Genomic DNA, 20,189 nt, shown 5'->3' on the forward strand with positions numbered 1-20,189 from the left:
GTCATTCCGGCATCGGCGTGTTGGAGTTGAGGTTCACCCAGCCGCGCACCACGCGGTACAGGAACCACAGCGAGATCAGGCCCCAGGCGATGGCGCCGGGGAAGTAGAACAGCAGGAAGAGCCACGAGGTGACCACGTAGAGCCCGAAGGCCCACAGCACCGAGCGGATGCGCCAGGCGAAGTGGCCCGCCTGCCAGGTGCCGGCGGCTTCGTCCTTCTTGACGAGGTCGAGCACGAACGCCACGAGCAGCAGGACGATGCTGGGCTGGGCGCCCGGCAGCACGGCGGCCACGGCCACCACCGCATGCAGCGCGTAGCTGATGTGGCCGATGGTCTTGAGACCCTGATCCTTTTCGCTGAGCGTGACGAGATCGTTCATGACCCTTCTCCCTCGCGTTGCTGGAGCTTGCGGGCTGCAAACTCCTCCAGTCCTGAGAGCCCCTCGCGCCGCTCCAGTTCCGCCAGCACGTCGGCCGGCTTGAGGCCGTACGCGGCGAGCGCGAGCATGGAGTGGAACCACAGGTCGGCCACCTCGTAGACGATCTTCTTCGGATCGCCGTCCTTGGCCGCCATGACGGTCTCGGTGGCTTCCTCGCCGATCTTCTTCAGGATGGCGTCGTTGCCCTTGTGGAACAGGCGGGCGACGTAGCTCTTGTCCGGGTCGCCACCGCGGCGCGACTCGATGACCTCGGCCAGCCGGGCCAGGGTGTCGTTGCTGCTGCTCATTTGTAGATGCGCTCCGGGTCCTTCAGGACGGGCTCGACCGTGGTCCACGCGCCGTCCTGGTATTTCTGGAAGAAGCAGCTGTGCCGGCCGGTGTGGCACGCGATGCCGGGCTCGTGCCCGTTCTGCGTGACCTTCAGCAGCACGACGTCGTTGTCGCAGTCCATGCGGATCTCGTGCACGGTCTGGGTGTGGCCGGACTCCTCGCCCTTGTGCCACAGGCGCTTGCGCGACCGGCTCCAGTACACGGCCTCGCCCAGCTCGGCGGTCTTCGCGAGGGCCTCGCGGTTCATGAACGCGAACATCAGCACGTCGTTCGTGCCGACTTCCTGCGCGATCACGGGCACGAGCCCCTGCGCGTCCCATTGGATGTCTTCAAGCCACTTCATGGGGTCAGTGTAACCATCCACCGGGGTCAACCCGCGTGCGTGGCGCCCGTGAATCCACGTTCCTCGGCGAACCACTGCAGCACGGGCACCGTGCCCGGCAGCACCGGCTGTTCCGCCACCGGCAGGGTCTGCCAGGACATGGACTGGCGCTCGCGCATCTCGAAGTCGCCGGACCAGGCGAACACCTTGCAGAAATTCAGCTTCACGCGGGCGTGCGGGTAGTCGACGAGCTCGATGCGCCACGGCACGGCCGCGCCGATGGTGATGCCCAGCTCCTCGTGCAGCTCGCGGCGCAGTGCCTGCTCCACCGTCTCGCCGGCCTCGAGCTTGCCGCCCGGGAACTCCCAGTAGCCGGCGTACACCTTGCCCTCGGGGCGCGACGTGAGCAGGAAGCGGCCGTCGCCGTCGATCAGCACGCCCACGGCCACGTCCACCACCGGGCGGTCCTCGGCCAGGTCGGCGAGGCTCGTGCCCATCTCGTGCGCGGTCCCTGGAGTACCTTCGCCCTGTCGGGCTGCGGTGCGAGCACCTTCGGGCGGCCGGGCGGTGCTCATGCCAACCTCCCGCTGAGGTCCTTCGCGTACTGGAAGGCCACGCGGCCCGATCGCGAGCCACGCTCCAGCGCCCACACGAGGCTCTCCTGGCGGTGGGCGGCGATGTGCTCCTCGGAGACGCCGAAGCCCCGCAGCCACTGGGCCACGATGGCGAGGTACTCGTCCTGGCTGAACGGGTAGAAGCTCACCCACAGGCCGAAGCGTTCGCTGAGCGAGATCTTCTCCTCGACCACCTCGCCCGGGTGCACCTCGCCGTCCTCCGTGTGCTTGTACGTGAGGTTCTCCTTCATGTACTCGGGCAGCAGGTGGCGGCGGTTGCTGGTGGCGTAGATCAGCACGTTGTCGGCCGACTGCGAGACGGTGCCGTCGAGGATGGACTTGAGCTCCTTGTAGCCGGGCTCGCCCTCGTCGAAGCTCAGGTCGTCGCAGAACACGATGAAGCGCTCGGACCGGTCGGTGACCAGATCGAGAATGTCGGGCAGGTCGACGAGGTCGTGCTTGTCGATCTCGATCAGCCGCAGGCCCTGCGGCGCGTATTCGTTGAGGCAGGCCTTCACGAGCGAGCTCTTGCCCGTGCCGCGCGCGCCCGTGAGCAGCACGTTGTTGGCCGAGTGGCCCGTGACGAACTGCAGCGTGTTGCGCACGAGGCGCTCCTTCTGCGGGTCGACCTCCACGATGTCGTCGAGGCGGATGCGCGCCACGTGGCGCACCGGCTCGATGCGGCTGCCACCCGAGCGCTTGCGGTAGCGGAAGGCCGTCGAGGCCGACCAGTCGGGCGCTTCCAGCGGGTGCGGCAGCACGGCCTCGAGGCGGGTGATCAGCGCCTCGGCGCGCGTGATGAGGTGTTGCAGGGCGTCGGGAGCGAGGGGCATGGGAAGTGGGTGTCGGACCGGAACCAGCGGCCAGTTTACCGGCCGGCGGCTTCCGATCATTTCGCAGCGGATTGGCGTTCCGGCCTTTGAAACGCAAGGGATTTCTCTATGTTGCCTTGCCTTTACTTTCAGCAACACTGGGCCCGCGCCGGTCGGTCGACCGGACGCAACCCGGGTGACCTGCCCGTCCACGCAGACAGCAGGCGCCCTCCATGTTCACAACATCGGAGACAAAGCCATGAAGATCAATGCAAAGTGGATTGCAGCCGCGGCGCTGACCGTCTGTTCCGTGGGCTCGGCCCTCGCGCAATCCGAACCCGTCGTGTTCGTGCACGGCTACAGCGGCAACTCGAGCAATTTCAGCTCGATCATGGGCCGCATGACCGCCAGCGGCTACCCGGCCAACAAGCTCTACGGCTTCAACTACAGCTCGCTGCTGGTCAGCGACACGGCCAGCGGCCGTGAACTCGCCTCGTACGTGCGCAACGTGCGCGCCGCGAACGGCAACGCCAAGGTCGCCATCGTCGCGCACTCCAACGGCGGCCTCGTGACCCGTTCGTTCCTCGTGAACGAAGGCGGCCAGGCGGCCACGCGCCGCTTCGTGAGCCTCGGCTCGCCGCACTCGGGCACCACGTCGGCCTGGGCCTGCTTCAGCCCCGCCTGTTTCGACATGCGCGCCGGTTCGCTGTTCCTGCTGCAGCTGGCCGGCCGCGGCTGCGACCGCTCGCTGTGGTCGTCGGTCGACGGCGTGATCCTGCCCGCCTCCAGCGCGCGCTGCGGCAGCAGCACGCAGGTGGCGAGCGTGGACCACCTGACGCTGCTGACGAACCAGAGCGTCTACAACAGCCTGCGCACCGCACTGCGGTGATCCGCGGGGGGGCTGGGATGGCCCCCTTGCGCAGGGTTTTCGGTTCGGTGCACAGTGCCGGACACCGGGTCCGCCGTCACGGACGGGCCCGGTCATGAAAACACCGACGGAGACGAACCCATGCTGTACCCCCGCACCCGCACCTGGCGGCGCGGTCTGGCCGCGTGCGCCCTGCTCGCGGCCGGCATCGCCGGCGCCGCCCACAAGGTCCAGAACACCCCCGTGGCCTGGGTCAACGGCCAGGCCATCCAGCGCACCACCCTCGTGGAACTGCTGAACCTGCGCAACGGCTCCGGAGACAACACCGGCCGGCCGCTGCCACCGGTCACGCTCGAAGACCGCCAGCGTGCGCTCGACGACATCATCCAGATGGAACTCATCGCGCAGAAGGCGCGCGACCAGGGCCTCACCGCCACGCCCGAGGCAGCCAGCGAACTCGCGTACCAGCGCGACCAGGTGCTGAGCCAGCGGCTGCTGCGCCTGCTGACGCAGGAGACCGTGGTCGACGAGGCCGCAGTGCGCGAACGGCATGCCGCGATCCCCACCGAACACGAGGTGAGCGTGCGCCACATCGTGCTCGCCGACGAGGCCGCCGCCCGCGACACCATCGTGCGGCTCGACGCCGGCGCCTCGTTCGCCGACCTCGCCCGCAAGCGGTCGATCGACAAGGAGTCCCGCCGCCAGGGCGGGCTGCTGCCCACGATGAAGACCACGTCGTTCGTACCGCCCTTCGCCGCGGCGGCGATCGCGCAGGCGCCCGGGCGCCACAGCGCCGAGCCGGTGCACACCGAGTTCGGCTGGCACGTCATCCGCGTCGAATCGCGCCGCGAGATCCCGCCGCCGTCCTTCGAGGAGGCGCGCGGCTGGCTCGGACCGCAGTGGGTCAACGAAAAGGTGGACGAGCAGGTCACCGCCTGGCGCCGGGCGGCCGACGTGAAGGTGCTGCAGCCGCTCGGCGACGGCCCGCTCGCCGACACGAGCGGGGTCGTCGCCACCGTCGACGGCCGACCCATTCCGCGTGTCATGCTCGAGCAGCTGGTGAAGGCCCGCAACGGCATCGAGAACCCGTACGACCCCGTGGATCCGAACCAGCCGGCGCGCCCGCTGGCGGGCCGGGAAGCCACGCTCGAGGAACTCGTGATGACCGAGGTCCTCGCGCACCAGGCCCGCGAGCGCAAGCTCGACGAGAACCCGTCGGTGCTGGCCGAGGCGGACCTGCAGGAGAAGACGATCGCGGGGCGCATGTACGTGCGCTGGCTGATCTCGCAGACCCGCATCGGCACCGACGAACTGAAGGCGCTGTACCGCAGCGACGTGCCCGTGCACGACTTCAAGGTGAGCCAGATCGTCGTGGCCGAGGAGGCGCAGGCCACCGCGCTGATCGCCCGGCTCGACCAGGGCGCCCGCTTCCCGGTGCTGGCGCGCGAGTTCTCGCTCGACGACGGCACGAAGAAGCAGGGCGGCTCGATGGGCTGGCTGCTGAACAACCAGATGCCCACGGCGGTCTCGGCCGTCGTGCGGCCGCTCAAGCCCGGACGCCATGCCGCGAAGCCGGTGCGCACCGAGGCCGGCTGGGTCATCGTGCGGCTCGATGCCGTGCGGCCCACGGCGCGCCGCCCCGGCCTCGACGAGGCCACGGCGTGGCTGTACCCGAAGCTGATGAACGACAAGGTGCAGGTGCGGCTGCAGCAGCTGCGCGCCAGCGCCGACATCCAGCTCGTCCAATGATCACCGTCGACCGCCCCTCCCCCGCGCGCCGGCCACTCCTGGCGGCCGCGGCCTGCGCGGGCCTCGCCGCGCTGGTGTGGCTCGCCTGGCCGTCGGTGGATCCCGTCGACCTGCCGTCCGCACCCACGGCCGCCGGTGCCGCGGGCGCGTCGACCGTGACGGGCCCGGGTTCGCGCCCCCGCGTGCTGCCCGTGCCGGGCAGCAGCGAGCCGGTCGACCCCGCCCGCATGTTCGACCTGGGCGTGGCGGGTGACCTGCGCGTCGACCTGGAGACCAAGACTGCGCTCGACCTGATCGTGGCCGAACTCGGCGACAACCCGTCGGCCGAGGCGCTGGCGAAGCTCGAACGGTCGCTGCGCGGCGGGCTGCCCCGCGAGGCGGCCGAGCAGGTGCTGGCGATGGTGCAGTCCTACCGCGGCTACACGCAGGCCCTCGCGAGGTCGACGGCGCTGCAGCGCCCGCCGCAGACCCCGGAGGAGATGCGGCAGCTGCTGGCACAGGACGCCGCGCTGCGCCGCCAGCACTTCGACGCGGCCACGTCGAACGCGCTGTTCGGCGTGCAGGAGGCCTACTCGCGCTACACGCTCGACGCCCAGGCCATCGAGTCGGACCCGCGGCTCAGCGCCGTCGAGAAGGCCCGCCAGATCCACGCACTGCGCGCGGCGCTGCCGGGCGAGGTGGCCGAACTCGAACCGGCCCTGTCGCCGAAGGCGAGCGAACTCGCCCTGCGCATCGCCGAACTGCGCGAACGGGGCGGCACCGAGGCGCAGGTGCAGGCGCTGCGCACGCAGTACATGGGTTCGGACGCCGCGTCGAGCATCGGCGAGATGGACGCGCAGAACGCCCAGTGGGCCGAGCGGCACCAGGCCTTCCGGCAGCAGCGCGATGCGCTGCTGGCCACGTCACCGGCCGACCCGCAGGCGGCGGTGGAGCAGCTGATGGCGCAGCATTTCTCGGCGGAGGAGTTGCCCGGCGCCCGGGCCTACGATCAGCAGGCGAAGCGCTGATCCCCCAAACGAAATGTCATCCCGGCGAAGGCCCACTACTGTCCGGGGAAAATCGAGGCGTCGGCCAACAGGCCCGATCCAAAGCGGGATGCGCTGAATTTGCTGATTTCCCGACTCGATCGCATCGCAAGAACCAAGATGTCACCCCGGCGCAGGCCGGGGCCCTGGGCCTGGCGCGCGAACAGCCCGTCATCGCAGAGCCCGACGCGATCGCGTGCAGGCGCCAGCGCCTGCGCTCAGCAGGATGTTCCGCCCTGCGCGGAACGACGCGAGTGGCTCGATTGAACCGAGCGCTCGCGAAGGCAGACCCCGCGAGTCAGAGCCTGGCGAGAAGTCCTGGCGTCATCGAGTTCTCGGCGTTCGACGCGCGAGTCCCGCGGAGCAGGAGCAGCAGAGCCGCATAAGCCGAAGCTGGTGTTCAGGTGCTTTGTTGGTTACTTATTTGCACCAGCAAATAAGTGACTCGCCCGCCGGGGCGAACTCCCGGCGCGGTCCCACTCACGAGGGGAACGGTGGCGCGCGCAGCCGGCACGGCCTGACCGAGCATGGCCATCCGCGCTTCGGGTCAGGCCCAGGGTCCCGGCCTGCGCCGGGATGACGGGTGTTTTGAAGGCGTCTCGATTTTCCCCGGACAGTAGTGGGCGAAGGCCGGGATCACGGCTTATTTCAGCCCGCGACCAGCAGGTCCAGCGCCGCGTCGAGGTGCTCGACCGGGCTGCGCTTGAAGCCCGACCGGGCGTAGCGCTGCAGGCGCCCCACCACGAAGCCGGTCAGCACCGAGGCCTGGGCGTTGGCGTCCACCGTGGGGGTGCTGGAGCCGTTCGACTCGGCAACACCGCGCAGGCTCTGGCGCAGCTGCGATTCGATGCGGTCGAAGAACTGGTTCATGCGCGCCACGAGGCGTTCGTTCTCGAACACCAGGGCATCGCCCACCATCACGCGGGTCATGCCGGGGTTCTTCTCGCTGAACTGCAGCACCACGGTGAGGATCTGGCGGGCCTGGACCGCGCCCGAGTCACCACGTTCGGTGATCTGGTTCACGAGGGAGAAGACGCTCTGCTCGATGAACTCGATGAGCCCCTCGAACATCTGGGCCTTGCTGGCGAAATGGCGGTAGAGGGCCGCTTCGGACACCTCCAGCCGGCCGGCCAGCGCGGCCGTGGTGATGCGTTCGGCGCCGGGCTGCTCGAGCATGGCGGCGAGGGTCTGGAGGATCTGGACGCGGCGCTCGCCCGGCTTCGGGCGCTTGCGCACCGGCGCTTCCGCGCCTTCCGCGGGGGCAACGACCGAGTCTTCAGGGGTGGGCGTGGTGTCGGTCATTGCAAAGTCCGGCGCTGGTCTAGGGATTGTCAAAGCCTGTAGAGCATCCTCAGCGACCGGATTCTTGCACACACATAGGGGGGCGTCGGACAAGGGTGTCTACCGACTTCCGTGCGGGATTCCGCACGCTTCAGGTAGCGCTGCATCCACACCGTGCGCATTCCGAGGCCCCGGGCGGCGCGCTGGTGCTGCAGGGTGTCCTCCACCAGCACGCACCGCGACGGCCGGACCTTGAGCCGGGCGGCCACCGAACGGAGCATCCGCCGGTCCGGCTTCGGGCGGTGTTCGCCGAACATCTCCATGTCCTCGATGCACAGGATGCCGTCGAACTCCGACGTGAGCTGCAGCGTGTCGAGCACCCGCATCGCGTACGCCCGCGGGGCGTTCGTCAGGATGTACTTGCGGCCGGGCAACCGCCGCAGCGCGGCGCGGTCGTGGCTGCTGGTTCGCAGCCGTTCCTCCAGGCCCGGCAGGCGGTGCGTCACCTCGAGGAAGTGGTGCGGCCGCACGCCGTGGTGCCGCACCAGCCCGAGCAGCGTGGCCCCGTACCGGTCCCAGTAGCGCTGCCGCAGCAGCGCCGCCTCGGCCTCGGTCACCTCCACGTGTTCGACGATGTAGTCGTTCATGGCCTGGTTCGTGGGGCCGAAGGCCGCGAACGAGGCGTCGTGCAGGGTGTTGTCGAGGTCGAAGAGCCAGACCGGCAGGGGACGCTTCTTCAATGGCTTCTGATCATCGTGCCGTAGGCTTGCTCGGAGAGAATTTCGAGCAGCATCGAGTGCGGCACGCGGCCGTCGATGATGTGCACCGCGGTCACGCCGTTCTTCGCGGCCTCGAGCGCCGAGGCGATCTTCGGCAGCATGCCGCCGCTGATGGTGCCGTCGGCGAAGAGCTCGTCGATCTCGCGCGCCGACAGGTTGGTCAGCAGGTTGCCGGCCTTGTCGAGCACGCCCGGGATGTTCGTCAGCATCATCAGCTTCTCGGCCTTGAGCACCTCGGCCAGCTTGCCGGCCACGACGTCGGCGTTGATGTTGTAGTTCTCGTTGTTCGCGCCGAAGCCCAGCGGCGAGATCACGGGGATGAACTGGTCGTCCTGCAACGCCTTGACCACCGACGGGTCGATGGATTCGATCTCGCCGACCTGGCCCACGTCGTGCACGACGCTCGGGTCCTTGTGGTCCACCATGCGCAGCTTGCGCGCGCGGATCAGGCCGCCGTCACGCCCCGTCAGGCCCACGGCCTTGCCGCCCGCGACGTTGATCAGGCCCACGATGTCCTGCTGCACCTGGCCGGCGAGCACCCATTCGACGACTTCCATCGTCTCCTCGTCGGTGACGCGCATGCCCTGGATGAACGTGCCCTTCTTGCCGATCTTCGCGAGGGCGTCCTCGATCTGCGGGCCGCCACCGTGCACCACCACCGGGTTCATGCCGACGAGCTTGAGCAGCACCACGTCTTCGGCGAAGTCCTGCTGCAGCGCCGGATCGGTCATCGCGTTGCCGCCGTACTTGATCACGATGGTCTTGCCGTGGAACTTGCGGATGTACGGCAGGGCCTCGGCCAGGATCTCGGCCTTGTCACGGGGCGCGATGTGGGTCAGGTCGTGGGCAGCAGGGGGCTCGTGGCTCATGGCGGGGGGCTTTCCGGGAACGATGAATGCGGCAAATTGTAGAGGCGCGCACCCGATTCCGTAGGGGTGGGCCCCTAAAAGCGGCGCGGGGCGGCCCGTATAGTCAGTCATCTTCCCTTCACCGAAAGGCGATCATGGTCAAGAAGACGGACAACCCGAACCCCGATTTCGTCAACACGGTCCGCGAGTCGGCCCAGCAGATCTGGCTGGCCGGCCTCGGGGCTTTCGCGAAGGCGCAGGCCGAGGGTGGCAAGGTGTTCGAGACCCTCGTCCAGGAAGGCACCACCATCCAGCGCAAGACCCAGGCCGCCGCCGAGGAGAAGTTCGGCGAGATGGGCTCGCGCTGGAGCGGCCTGGCCGGCGACATGACGTCGAAGGCGGGCCAGCAGTGGGACAAGCTGGAGTCGATCTTCGAGGACCGCACGGCCCGCGCCCTCACCCGCCTGGGCGTGCCCAGCGCGAAGCAGGTGGAAGACCTCGAGGCCCGCGTGGCCGAGCTGGCCGAGCAGGTGGCGAAGCTGCAGAAGGCGGCGGCACCGGCCCGTCCGGCGGCGGCGAAGCGGTCCGCCGCGCGGTCGGCCACGCCCACCGCGGGCACGAAGCCGTCGGCACGCAAGCGCGCCTCGCCCTGAGCGTTCCCGAGGGGGTCAGCGCTCGGCCGGGGGCGCCGCCTTCGGATCGGGCGCTTCGTCGAGCGGCGCGCGGTCGGTGTTGCCGGTGAACGAACGTTCCCACTCCTCGTTCGCCTGCATGAACGTGGTGACACTCGCCTCCTCGACCTCCACGTCGCCGTGGCCCGCGGCCGCCCGCCGGTTCTCCTGCCGCTGGGCTTCGGCCCGCTCGCGGCCGGCGATGGCCACCGCGGCCTTCGAGCGCAGCGTGGAGAGTCCTTCGACGGACCAGTCGGTGACGAGCGTGTCGAGCTGCTCGAGCGCGCAGCGGATGGTTTCGACCGGCATGTCGTCGAGCGCGAAGCGGCCCTTCTTCTGCAGGCCGTGTTCGAGGGCGCGCGCGTAACGCATCACCTTGCGGGACTGCGGGTGCTGGTCGAGCACCTCGCCCAGGTGGCGGCGCACCACCTCCAGTTCGGCCTTGTCGAGCGTGGACGTGCGGGCGGGCGGCACGCGCTTGACCGGCGGCTCGGGCGCGCGGCCCAGCAGCCGGCCGATCCAGCGCCGTGCGCGCGCGAGCGTGCCCGGGGCACGGGCGGCTCCGCGGGAGGTCTTCTTGTCGGCGGGGGAACGCGTCAGCACGGCAGTCTCGGGAACGGTGGGAACGCACATCCTGCCACACGCCCGCCGCCGCAGTGCCTTACCCCGGCATCGCGGTTGGCATCGACGCCCCCACGAACAGCGCGGTCAAGGCCGCATAACGCAGGAACTTGCCGAGGGCCATCCACGCGAGGCACGGCCAGAACGGCAGCCGCAGCCAACCGGCCACCGCGCACAGCGGGTCGCCCACCACCGGCAGCCACGCGAACACGCAGGCCATCGGGCCGAAGCGCGTGAGCCAGCGCCTACCCCGGTCGTGGTGCGGCGACGTGCCCAGGCGTTCGTACAGCTGCTCGGCGCCACGTCCCATCCACCAGGTGACCGCGCCACCCAAGGTGTTGCCCAGCGTGGCCACGAGCACCGCGGGCACCATCAGCGAACGGTCGGCGGCGAGCACCGCGTAGAGCAGCGCCTCGGACCCGAGCGGCAGCAGCGTGGCCGACAGGAAGGCAGCCACGAACAGGCCGCCGAGGCCGACACCGGGCAAGGCGAGCAGGGCCTTCACCGACTCGATCCAGGCATCCATCGATTGCATTATGCGCATCGGGAAAAAGTCAGTCGGCGGCCTCCCGCCAGCGGCTATACTCTGCCTCTTTTTTCGGCAGCGCTGCCCCGTCTCCGCCCCCTTCCCGCGCCATGAACATCGGCCCCATCACCCTGCCGAACCGGTTGTTCGCCGCCCCCATGGCCGGCGTCACGGACCGCCCGTTCCGCCAGCTGTGCAAGCGGCTGGGGGCCGGCTACGCGGTGAGCGAGATGGTGACGTCGCGGCGCGAACTGTGGAACAGCCTGAAGACCTCGCGCCGGGCCAACCACGACGGTGAAGTGGCGCCCATCTCCGTGCAGATCGCCGGCACCGAGCCCGGCATGATGGCCGAGGCCGCCGCGTACAACATCGACAACGGCGCCCAGATCATCGACATCAACATGGGCTGCCCGGCCAAGAAGGTGTGCACGAAGTGGGCGGGTTCCGCGCTGATGCAGGACGAACCGCTCGCGTTGCAGATCGTGGAAGCCGTGGTGGCCGCCGCCGCGCCGCGCGGCGTGCCGGTCACGCTCAAGATGCGCACCGGCTGGTGCAACACCGAACGCAACGCCGTGGCCATCGCCCGCGCCGCCGAACAGGCCGGCGTCGCGATGGTGACCGTGCACGGCCGCACGCGCGAGCAGGGCTACAGCGGCCACGCCGAGTACGACACCATCGCCGCGGTGAAGGCCGCGCTGCGCATCCCCGTGGTGGCCAACGGCGACATCGACTCGCCCGAAAAGGCCCGCCTCGTGCTGGACCGCACCGGCGCCGACGCCCTGATGATCGGCCGTGCGGCACAGGGCCGCCCATGGATCTTCCGCGAGATCGGCCACTTCCTCGAGACCGGCGAACACCTGCCCGCGCCCGAGACGGCCGAGGCGAAGGCCTGGCTGCTCGAACACCTGATGGACCACTACGGCCTCTACGGCGAATACGCCGGCGTGCGCACCGCGCGCAAGCACATCGGCTGGGCCGTGCGCGCCCTGCCCGGCGGCGAGGCCTTCCGCAAATTCATGAACACGCTCGAGACCTGCGACACGCAGGTCCGGGCCGTGACCGACTGGTTCGACGAACTGGCCGGCCACCACCCCCGCCTGCCCACCCTCGAGGCCGGCGGTGACGACTCAACCGAAGAAGAACTGACGACCACATGAACCAACCAGAACAACATCGGGGAGCGGGCCCCGTGGAGGCGCGATGAGCAAGAAGCACATCGAGGAATGCATCCGCGACAGCCTGGAGGTCTATTTCAAGGACCTGCGCGGCGTCGAGCCCACCGCCATGTACGACATGATGCTCAAGGTCACCGAGCGCCCGCTGCTCGACGTGGTGATGAAACACGCCGACGGGAACCAGAGCAAGGCGGCCGAGTGGCTCGGCATCAACCGCAACACCCTGCGACGCAAGCTGCTCGACCACAAGATGATCAAGTGACGCGCAGACGAAGTCCCCGCGTCATCCCGGCGAAGGCCGGGATCCTGTGCCTGCAACAGCGCACCCCCGAATAGAAAGAACCTCCCCATGCAAGCCCTCCTCTCCGTCTCCGACAAGACCGGCGTCCTCGACTTCGCCCGCGAACTCAACGCCCTCGGCGTCAAGCTGCTCTCCACCGGCGGCACCGCGAAGCTCCTGGCCGACGCCGGCCTGCCCGTCACCGAAGTCGCCGACCACACCGGCTTTCCCGAGATGCTCGACGGCCGCGTGAAGACGCTGCACCCGACCATCCACGGCGGCCTGCTGGCCCGCCGCGACGTGCCCGAGCACATGGCCGCGCTGACGAAGCACAACATCGCCACCATCGACCTGCTGGTCGTGAACCTGTACCCGTTCGAGGCCACCGTGGCCAAGGCCGGCTGCACGGTGGAAGACGCCATCGAGAACATCGACATCGGCGGCCCGGCCATGGTGCGTTCGGCCGCGAAGAACTGGAAGGACGTGGCCGTGCTGACCGACGCGTCGCAGTACGCCGGCGTGCTGGCCGAACTGAAGAAGGACAAGGCCGTGAGCCGCGCCACGAAGTTCGCGCTGTCGGTGGCCGCGTTCAACCGCATCTCGAACTACGACGCCGCCATCAGCGACTACCTGTCGTCGCTGCAGGTCGACGGCGACGTGACCGGCGTGCCGGCGCGCAGCGAGTTCCCCGCCCAGAGCAACGCCCGCTTCGTCAAGCTCCAGGACCTTCGCTACGGCGAAAACCCGCACCAGGCCGCCGCGTTCTACCGCGACCTGCACCCGGCCCCCGGCTCGCTCGTCACCGCGAAGCAGCTGCAGGGCAAGGAACTCTCGTACAACAACATCGCCGACGCCGACGCCGCGTGGGAATGCGTGAAGAGCTTCGACACGCCCGCCTGCGTGATCGTCAAGCACGCCAACCCGTGCGGCGTGGCCATCGGCGCCAACGCGGCCGAGGCCTACGGCAAGGCCTTCAAGACCGACTCCACGTCGGCCTTCGGCGGCATCATCGCCTTCAACACCGAGGTGGACGTGGCCGCGGCCACCGCCGTGTCGAAGCAGTTCGTCGAGGTGCTGATCGCCCCGAGCTTCTCGGCCGAGGCCCTCGCCCTCTTCGCCGCCAAGCCCAACGCCCGCGTGCTGCAGATCGCGCTGCCGCCGGGTGGCGCCACCGCGTGGGAACAGGGCCGCAACCTGCAGGACGTCAAGCGCGTCGGTTCGGGCCTGCTGATCCAGACCGCCGACAACCGCGAGCTCGACAAGTCCGAACTGAAGGTCGTGAGCGCCAAGCAGCCCACGCCCACCGAACTGGAAGACCTGCTGTTCGCGTGGAAGGTCGCCAAGTACGTCAAGAGCAACGCCATCGTCTTCTGCGGCGGCGGCATGACCCTCGGCGTGGGCGCCGGCCAGATGAGCCGCATCGACTCGGCCCGCATCGCCAGCATCAAGGCCGAGAACGCCGGCCTCACGCTCAAGGGTTCGGCCGTCGCGAGCGACGCCTTCTTCCCGTTCCGTGACGGCCTCGACGTCGTGGTCGACGCCGGCGCCACCGCCGTCATCCAGCCGGGTGGCAGCATGCGCGACGACGAGGTGATCGCCGCCGCGAACGAACGCGGCATCGTGATGGTGCTGACCGGCGTCCGTCACTTCCGCCACTGACCCGCCGGGTTACGATGGCTTCATGACTCGTCCTGAAGCCGTCGGCCTCGCCCTGTCGTTCCTCGCGCGCCTGATCACGGGCGCGCAGGGGCACTGGTACGGTTGTCCGCCGAAAGCGGAGCAGCGCATCTACTTCGCGAACCACCAGAGCCACTTCGACTGGGTGCTGATCTGGGCGTCGCTGCCGCGCGACCTGCGCGCGCAGACACGCCCCATCGCCGCCCGCGACTACTGGACGGCCACGAAGCTCAAGCACTGGATCACCCGCGAGGTGTTCAACGCCGTCTACGTGAGCCGCGTGCGCACCGAGGACGAAGACCCGCTGGAGCCGCTCGCCGAGGCGCTGCGCAACGGCGATTCGCTGGTGATCTTCCCCGAGGGCACCCGCGGCAACAAGGGCGACCCCGCCGCGTTCAAGGCGGGCCTCTTCCACCTCGCCGAACAGTTCCCCGACGTGCAGCTCATCCCCACCTGGATCGACAACGTGCAGCGCGTGATGCCCAAGGGCGAGGTCGTGCCCGTGCCCATCCTGTGTTCGGTCACGTTCGGCGCGCCGATGCAGCTGGCCAGGGACGAGGACAAGCGCACCTTCCTCACCCGCGCGCGCGACGCCGTGGTGGCCCTGCGGAGCGTGGCCGCCTGATGGGCTCGCTGCGCGCCCTCACCGTCTCCCAGCAGATCGGCCTGCTGTTCGTCGCCATCTTCGGGCTGCTGATCCTCGCCACCGTGCTGGCGTTCTGGCGGTCGCTGAAGGAGATGACCCCGCGGCAGGCCGCGCTGCACCACCGCTTCGTGCTGGACCTGCGCGCGGTGTGGATCGGCACCGTGCTGTTCTGGATCTCCTGGGCGCTCGGCGCGGCCGTCGCCACGCTGCTGTTCGCGGTGGTGTCCTTCCTCGCGCTGCGCGAGTTCATCACGCTGACCCACACGCGGCGGGCCGACCACCGCGCGCTGCTGGCCGTCTTCTTCGTCGTGCTGCCGCTGCAGTACGTGCTGGCCGCGGGCCGCGCGTTCAACCTGTTCTCGGTCTTCATCCCCGTGTACGCGTTCGCCGTGCTGCCCATCCTGGCCGCGCTCGGCAACGACGCCACCCGTTTCCTCGAACGCACCGCGAAGATCCAGTGGGGCACGATGGTGTGCGTGTACGGCATGAGCCACGCGCCCGCACTGCTGCTGCTCAGCTTCCCGCGGTACGAGGAGCGCGGCGCGTTCCTCGTGCTCTACATCGTGATCGTGGTGGCCGTCGCGCAGATCACGCACGAACTCGTGGCCCGCCGCCTGCGCCGCCGCCCCATCGCGCGCCACATCAACCGCAACCTGTCGTGGCGCACGTGGCTCGCCTCGGCGCTGGCCGGCGGCCTCGCGGGCGGCCTGCTGTACTGGATCACGCCGTTCAAGCCACCGCAGTCCTTCCTGATCGCGTTCATCGCCGCCGGCTGCGCCATCTTCGGCGACCTCGTGATGAAGGCGATGAAACGCGACGCCGGCATCCAGCGCCAGGGCAGCACGGGTTCGGTCACCGGCGCCGTGGGCCTGCTCGACCGCGTCGCGCCGATGTGTTTCGCGGCGCCCGTCTTCTTCCATTCGGTGCGCTGGTACTTCGGCGCGTGATCCCCATGCGAGTCCTCGGCATCGACCCCGCATTGCGCACCACCGGCTTCGGCGTCATCGACGTCGAGGGGCCGCACCTGCACTACGTGGCCAGCGGCACCATCAAGACCGAAGCCGTCGACACCGGCCACCTGCCCGGTCGCCTGAAAGTCATCTACGACGGCATCCGCGAGATCACCACGCGCTACAGCCCCACCTGCGCGTCCATCGAGATCGTGTTCGTCAACGTCAACCCGCAGAGCACGCTGCTGCTGGGCCAGGCCCGCGGCGCGGCCATCACCGGCCTCGTGGCCGCGGGGCTCGACGTGTCCGAGTACACCGCGCTGCAGATGAAGAAGTCCATCGTGGGCCACGGCCACGCGAAGAAAGAGCAGATCCAGGAGATGGTGATGCGCCTGCTGCACCTGCCGGGGCTGCCGGGCAAGGACGCGGCAGATGCACTGGGGCTCGCGATCTGCCATGCGCATGCGTCGAAGTCGTTCGCGGCGATCGAGAAGGCGACGCAGCGGGAGCGCAGTGTCACGGCGCAGTACAAGGGCGGGCGGGTTCGCTGAGCGGTTGCCTGCCGGCAGGGCGTAGACTCCGCGCATCCTCAGTCTCGATCACGAATTCATGGCCGCCGATTCACAGGTTTCGCCCCAGACGCAAGTGGACGTCCTCGTGGTGGACGATGATCGAGACAGCGCGGACACCCTGGGCCTCGTGCTCTCCGCCAGGGGCCACACGGTCCAGTGCGCCTACGGCGGCGTTGCGGCGCTCGAGCTGATCTTCAAGCTGCGCCCCGCGGTCATCGTGACCGACATCGCCATGCCCAGCTTCGACGGCATGACCGTGGCCGCGTCGGTGAACCGCATGGCCCTGGAACGCCCGCCCACCCTGATCGCCTACTCGGCGCTCATCGCCAGTCCCGACGTTCTTCGCGCATCGATCGAGTGCGGCATCGTCGACAGTTTCCTGAAGCCGGACCAGCTGGACGAACTTTGCGCTCGCGTCGATGAGGCCCTGGCAGACCCGGACGTGACGCGCCCCGTCGGCCCCTGAGCCCGGGCACGGCGCCGTGCGCCACCCGGCGGACCATCCGCAAGCCGCCCGTACTGGCGTCCTCCGAGGGGGCATGTCCCCCGACGCGAACCTCGGCTCCTAGACTGGGCGACCCGTTGCTCCCGGAGGTTCGTCATGGTGCCTGCCCCCTCGCTCTCCGGCGTCCCGACGTGGGCGCGGCGCGCCGCGCTGCTGGTCCTGGCGACCGCGCCGATGTGGGCCCACGCCCAGTCGGCGCTCGGCGATGTCGATGCCATGGCCGACGTGTTCGAGGGCCCCACGCCATCGCCCGTGACGGCCAGCGACGAGCAGTTGCAGCCGTCGGGCGTGTCGGTCCTGGCCATCGCGCAGACGGCCCATGAACAACGCCAGGCCCACGGATTCGCCCAGGTCAATGCCGACCCTGCGGGAGCCGGTTCCGGCACCTTCGCACGGGCCCGCGGGGACGCGGGCGCGGGTGCCACGGCGGAGGCCACCGCACGCTGGGCCTTCTCCGACGGTCTCACCATCGACCGCGCCGACCTCACCGGCCGCGCCGGTGTCGTCACGGTCGCCATCCGCTATGGGGGCCACGCCACCGCCGATGCCGTCGGAGACAACACGGCGTGGTCGTCGGCCTCGCTGGTCGCCCGCTTCGGCGGGGACTCGGCCGAAGCGTCGGCCTCGGCGTCCGTGCGCGACGGGGTCCGCACCGAGGACCCGCTGACGGACGTGCCAGGTGCCACGAGGGGGGAGTTCCTGCTCACCACGTCGTTCACATGGGGCGAGGCGATCGACCTGTCGCTCGACAGCTTCTCGAGCGTCGCGAGCTACACCTCCGGCCTGGCAGAGAGCTACGCGACGGCCGGGGTGTCCGGTTTCTGGGACCGCATCCGGTCCGTGTCCGTCGACGGCGTCGCCGTGCGCGACTATCAGCTGAGTTCGCTGTCCGGGTACGACTACCGCTGGCCATTCGGGCAGCTGCCGCCCCCCGTGCCGGAACCCGGCATGGCCGCCGCGATGGCGCTGGGCGCCGTGCTGGCCGCGCTCGGGGCAAGGCGTCGGCGCCCGCCCCGTCAGGGCCCGGAGGCCTGAGACGTCAGAGCACCACCACGTGCCCGAGTTGCGGGTCCACGCGGCCCGACCCCAGCGCATCCACGAGGTCCTGCGCTGCCGCGAACCCCTTGTGCTCCTGCACCCGCATCCACGGGTTCTGCGCATCGCCCACGCGCCGGATGAACGCCAGCTGGGCCTCGTTGAACTTGCGCGTCACCTCGGCGCCACCCCAGTCGGCATTGCGCTTCTTGATCTGGTTCGGCGCGAAGTAGGCCTGCGGCTTCGGACCCGGGAAGTCCTGCGGCGCGGTGCTGATGTGGTCGTGCGTGTGGGCCGAGCCGGCGTAGCAGTCGTGCACCAGCGAGGCGCCGAAGTGCTCGTGCACGCGTCGGCGCAGGTCCACGTCGCCGGAGAAGTCGACGTACAGCGTGGGCACGGCCGGATCGAGCGACGTGACGTCGGCGTAGTTGACGCTGCGGTCGTACGCGCCCAGGCCGTCGACGAACGCGCGGTTGCCCGGCGACGTGAGGCCCACGAGCGTGATGCCGGGGCGGTCCTGCAGGCAGAAGACGGTGCCGTAGGCGGTCTTGCTCGACGCGCTGGAGACCACGATCTGCTTCGCGCCGAAGAACTGGTTGTCCTCCAGGAAGTCGGCCAGCATGAACGACGTGATGAAGAGCGGGCGCACGAGCATCTGGTAGTTCTCGTCGGCGGCGCGGTACGCCGCGTCGGTGCGGGTGCGCTGGTACTGGTTGTAGGCCGAGGTCAGGTCGAGGCGGTGCGGGGTGCCGTCGTAGAAGCCGCGGTCGGTCACGCGCACGGGCTGCACCACGAGGTGGCTGGCGATGGGCCAGTAGCCGTAGAAGCGTTCGCCGGCTTCGATGCCGTCCACGGTGCTTTCGACCACGTCGGCGAAGCCCCAGGCGGGCATGTGGCCCCAGGCCGCGTCGCCGGTGGGGAAGAAGCTCCAGTAGCGCAGGTGCGGCGTGTCGCCGAACGCGGCGTACGTGATGTTGTTCGTGGTGACGGCCAGGCGGTCGATCTTCAGCAGCGCTTCGCCGGGCTGCAGCGGGGGCAGCGGTTGCGATTCGACGCGGGTGCGGTGCAGCGCGGTCTTGTCGGTCTGCAGGCGGCTGAGGGTGGTCATGGGGGCGTCTCCTTTGTGTTTGGGTCTGTGCCCTCACTGTAGAAGCGGCCCCGTCGGCGCGGGTTCGGAAACGCCCTGTCCTGGGCGAACACGCCGCCACCGGGGATTCGGCGGCGAAGTGTTCGGATTTCAGCGCAGCAGGTCGAGCAGCGTCCGCGCCACCACCTTCGTGGCCTTGCGCAGGTCGTCGAGCACCACGTGTTCGTCGGACCGCTTCGCGTTGGACTCCAGCAGCGTGCGTGGCCCGGCGCCGTAGATCACGGCCGGGATGCCGCGTTCGCCGTAGAGGCGCGCGTCGGCGTACAGCGGCGTGCCGCACTCGGCGATGGGCTCGCCGAAGACGGACTCGCCGTGGCGCTTCAGCGCATCGACCAGCGGCCGGTTGCCCGGCAGCGGTTTCAGCGGGTTCGCGAGGAGGATTCGCCGCACGTCCACGGACACACCGGGGCAGCGCGCGGCGGCCTCGGCGATCACGCGGCGCACGTCGGCCTCGACGTCGGCCGGAACCTCCTCGGGGATCATGCGGCGATCGAGCTTGAGCACGACCTTGCCAGGGACCACGTTGGTGTTGGTGCCGCCGTCGATGCGGCCCACGTTCAGGTACGGGTGGGTGATGCCGGCGACCGCGGAGGTCACCTGCCTGTACTTGTCGTTCTGGGCGTACAGCGCCTGCAGCAGCGTGACCGCCGCCTGCAGTGCGTCGATGCCGGTGTCGGGGATCGCCGCATGCGCCGCGCGCCCGTGCACCGTCACCTCGAATTGCAGGCAGCCGTTGTGGCCGGTGACCACCTGATAGCTGAAGCCGGCGGCCACCACGAGGTCGGGCTTCGTCAGGCCCTGGGCCAGCAGCCAGCCGGGGCCCATCTCGCCGCCGAATTCCTCGTCGTACGTGAAATGCAGTTCGACGCCGCCCTTCAGCGCGAGGCCGAGTGATTCGAGGGCGCGCACCGCGAACGTGAACGTGGAGAAGTCGCTCTTGCTGACGGCCGCGGCGCGGCCGTACAGCTTGCCGTCGGCCACCTCGCCGCCGTACGGGTCGTGCGTCCAGCCCTCGCCCGGCGGCACCACGTCGCCGTGGGCGTTCAGCGCGACGGTGCGGCCTTCGCCGTAGCGGCGGCGCACGATCAGGTTGGTGATGGCTTCGAGGCCGTAGGCGCGCACCTCGGCTTCGGGCACGGCGTGGCGTTCGGCGTCGAAGCCGAAGGGGGCGAGCAGTGCGGCGGTGCGCTCCGCGTGCGGGGCGTTGTTGCCGGGCGGGGTGTCGGTGGGGACGCGGACGAGCTGCTGCAGGAACTGCACCTGTTCGTCGAAGTGCGCGTCGACCCACGCGTCGAGTCGGTCGTGGTCGGTCATGGG

24 protein-coding genes are annotated in these 20,189 nt (G+C 69.5%); 12 read left to right on the top strand and 12 right to left on the bottom strand.

What is annotated here, in order from left to right; translation table 11 throughout:
* Position 1: 1 nt before the first annotated feature.
* From A4W93_RS21990 to A4W93_RS22010, 5 genes are all read right to left on the bottom strand, one after another.
* Positions 2-379, bottom strand: a complete 378-nt coding sequence (locus A4W93_RS21990; RefSeq protein ID WP_085752638.1) for a DUF4870 family protein — start codon at positions 377-379, stop codon at positions 2-4.
* Entirely contained in the window at positions 376-726 is a 351-nt protein-coding gene (locus A4W93_RS21995; protein ID WP_085752639.1) for a phosphoribosyl-ATP diphosphatase, read from the bottom strand. Before A4W93_RS21995 ends, A4W93_RS21990 begins: the two co-directional genes overlap by 4 nt.
* A complete protein-coding gene (hisI, locus tag A4W93_RS22000; protein ID WP_085752640.1) occupies positions 723-1,112 on the bottom strand; it encodes a phosphoribosyl-AMP cyclohydrolase in 390 nt (129 codons plus the stop codon). Before hisI ends, A4W93_RS21995 begins: the two co-directional genes overlap by 4 nt.
* A gap of 26 nt (positions 1,113-1,138) precedes the next feature.
* The gene (locus tag A4W93_RS22005; RefSeq protein WP_085752641.1) at positions 1,139-1,588 is read right to left on the bottom strand and encodes an NUDIX domain-containing protein; all 450 of its coding nucleotides are present in this window, start codon (positions 1,586-1,588) and stop codon (positions 1,139-1,141) included.
* Positions 1,589-1,662: 74 nt separating this feature from the next.
* Positions 1,663-2,538: an ATP-binding protein gene (locus tag A4W93_RS22010; RefSeq protein ID WP_085752642.1), complete on the bottom strand. Its 876-nt coding sequence runs from the start codon at positions 2,536-2,538 to the stop codon at positions 1,663-1,665.
* A 238-nt stretch (positions 2,539-2,776) separates the two neighbouring features.
* Between A4W93_RS22010 and A4W93_RS22015 the strand changes: the two genes are divergently transcribed.
* The 3 genes from A4W93_RS22015 (at position 2,777) to A4W93_RS22025 (ending at position 6,141) form a co-directional block, all read left to right on the top strand.
* Entirely contained in the window at positions 2,777-3,406 is a 630-nt protein-coding gene (locus A4W93_RS22015) for an esterase/lipase family protein (protein WP_157782214.1), read from the top strand.
* Positions 3,407-3,526: 120 nt separating this feature from the next.
* Positions 3,527-5,134, top strand: coding sequence for a peptidylprolyl isomerase (locus A4W93_RS22020; RefSeq protein ID WP_085752644.1), 1,608 nt, complete (start codon positions 3,527-3,529; stop codon positions 5,132-5,134).
* Positions 5,131-6,141: a lipase secretion chaperone gene (locus A4W93_RS22025; protein ID WP_085752645.1), complete on the top strand. Its 1,011-nt coding sequence runs from the start codon at positions 5,131-5,133 to the stop codon at positions 6,139-6,141. The genes A4W93_RS22020 and A4W93_RS22025 overlap by 4 nt, the downstream gene beginning before the upstream one ends.
* A 666-nt stretch (positions 6,142-6,807) precedes the next feature.
* Here A4W93_RS22025 and slmA read toward each other — a convergent pair.
* Genes slmA through argB form a run of 3 tightly spaced genes read right to left on the bottom strand, consistent with a single transcriptional unit; the run spans position 6,808 to position 9,088 of the window.
* The gene (gene slmA, locus A4W93_RS22030) at positions 6,808-7,461 is read right to left on the bottom strand and encodes a nucleoid occlusion factor SlmA (protein ID WP_085752646.1); all 654 of its coding nucleotides are present in this window, start codon (positions 7,459-7,461) and stop codon (positions 6,808-6,810) included.
* A gap of 29 nt (positions 7,462-7,490) precedes the next feature.
* On the bottom strand, positions 7,491-8,180 hold the full coding sequence (locus A4W93_RS22035; RefSeq protein ID WP_085752647.1) for a pyrimidine 5'-nucleotidase: 690 nt from the start codon (positions 8,178-8,180) through the stop codon (positions 7,491-7,493).
* Positions 8,177-9,088 carry an acetylglutamate kinase gene (gene argB, locus A4W93_RS22040; protein WP_085752648.1) on the bottom strand — a complete coding sequence of 304 codons (912 nt, stop codon included), beginning with the start codon at positions 9,086-9,088 and terminating at the stop codon, positions 8,177-8,179. The genes A4W93_RS22035 and argB overlap by 4 nt, the downstream gene beginning before the upstream one ends.
* Positions 9,089-9,222: 134 nt before the next feature.
* Between argB and A4W93_RS22045 the strand changes: the two genes are divergently transcribed.
* Entirely contained in the window at positions 9,223-9,720 is a 498-nt protein-coding gene (locus A4W93_RS22045) for a phasin family protein (RefSeq protein ID WP_085752649.1), read from the top strand.
* 15 nt (positions 9,721-9,735) lie between these two features.
* Here A4W93_RS22045 and A4W93_RS22050 read toward each other — a convergent pair whose 3' ends face one another.
* Both A4W93_RS22050 and A4W93_RS22055 read right to left on the bottom strand, forming a co-directional pair.
* Entirely contained in the window at positions 9,736-10,341 is a 606-nt protein-coding gene (locus A4W93_RS22050) for a hypothetical protein (protein ID WP_085752650.1), read from the bottom strand.
* Between the two features lie 58 nt (positions 10,342-10,399).
* A complete protein-coding gene (locus tag A4W93_RS22055) occupies positions 10,400-10,885 on the bottom strand; it encodes a YqaA family protein (RefSeq protein ID WP_085752651.1) in 486 nt (161 codons plus the stop codon).
* 110 nt (positions 10,886-10,995) lie between these two features.
* On the opposite strand from A4W93_RS22055, the gene dusB reads away from it, so the two are divergent.
* The 8 genes from dusB to A4W93_RS22095 all read left to right on the top strand — a co-directional run bounded on the left by dusB (position 10,996) and on the right by A4W93_RS22095 (position 17,725).
* Positions 10,996-12,042, top strand: coding sequence for a tRNA dihydrouridine synthase DusB (gene dusB, locus A4W93_RS22060; protein ID WP_085752652.1), 1,047 nt, complete (start codon positions 10,996-10,998; stop codon positions 12,040-12,042).
* A 43-nt stretch (positions 12,043-12,085) separates the two neighbouring features.
* Positions 12,086-12,322: a helix-turn-helix domain-containing protein gene (locus tag A4W93_RS22065; RefSeq protein ID WP_085752653.1), complete on the top strand. Its 237-nt coding sequence runs from the start codon at positions 12,086-12,088 to the stop codon at positions 12,320-12,322.
* A gap of 87 nt (positions 12,323-12,409) precedes the next feature.
* The gene (gene purH / locus A4W93_RS22070) at positions 12,410-13,999 is read left to right on the top strand and encodes a bifunctional phosphoribosylaminoimidazolecarboxamide formyltransferase/IMP cyclohydrolase (protein ID WP_085752654.1); all 1,590 of its coding nucleotides are present in this window, start codon (positions 12,410-12,412) and stop codon (positions 13,997-13,999) included.
* 22 nt (positions 14,000-14,021) lie between these two features.
* Positions 14,022-14,642, top strand: a complete 621-nt coding sequence (locus tag A4W93_RS22075) for a lysophospholipid acyltransferase family protein (RefSeq protein WP_085752655.1) — start codon at positions 14,022-14,024, stop codon at positions 14,640-14,642.
* Positions 14,642-15,610, top strand: a complete 969-nt coding sequence (locus tag A4W93_RS22080; RefSeq protein ID WP_085752656.1) for a phosphatidate cytidylyltransferase — start codon at positions 14,642-14,644, stop codon at positions 15,608-15,610. The genes A4W93_RS22075 and A4W93_RS22080 overlap by 1 nt, the downstream gene beginning before the upstream one ends.
* Positions 15,611-15,615: 5 nt before the next feature.
* Entirely contained in the window at positions 15,616-16,164 is a 549-nt protein-coding gene (ruvC, locus tag A4W93_RS22085) for a crossover junction endodeoxyribonuclease RuvC (RefSeq protein WP_085752657.1), read from the top strand.
* A gap of 58 nt (positions 16,165-16,222) precedes the next feature.
* On the top strand, positions 16,223-16,651 hold the full coding sequence (locus A4W93_RS22090) for a response regulator (RefSeq protein ID WP_085752658.1): 429 nt from the start codon (positions 16,223-16,225) through the stop codon (positions 16,649-16,651).
* 135 nt (positions 16,652-16,786) lie between these two features.
* Entirely contained in the window at positions 16,787-17,725 is a 939-nt protein-coding gene (locus A4W93_RS22095) for a PEP-CTERM sorting domain-containing protein (protein ID WP_085752659.1), read from the top strand.
* A 4-nt stretch (positions 17,726-17,729) separates the two neighbouring features.
* Here A4W93_RS22095 and A4W93_RS22100 read toward each other — a convergent pair whose 3' ends face one another.
* On the bottom strand, positions 17,730-18,833 hold the full coding sequence (locus A4W93_RS22100) for a DUF2855 family protein (protein WP_085752660.1): 1,104 nt from the start codon (positions 18,831-18,833) through the stop codon (positions 17,730-17,732).
* Between the two features lie 129 nt (positions 18,834-18,962).
* Complete coding sequence (locus tag A4W93_RS22105; protein ID WP_085752661.1) at positions 18,963-20,186, bottom strand: M20 family metallopeptidase; 1,224 nt, start codon at positions 20,184-20,186, stop codon at positions 18,963-18,965.
* Positions 20,187-20,189: the final 3 nt, after the last annotated feature.

Origin of the sequence: Piscinibacter gummiphilus (assembly GCF_002116905.1) — a bacterium.
Classification (GTDB): domain Bacteria; phylum Pseudomonadota; class Gammaproteobacteria; order Burkholderiales; family Burkholderiaceae_C; genus Rhizobacter; species Rhizobacter gummiphilus.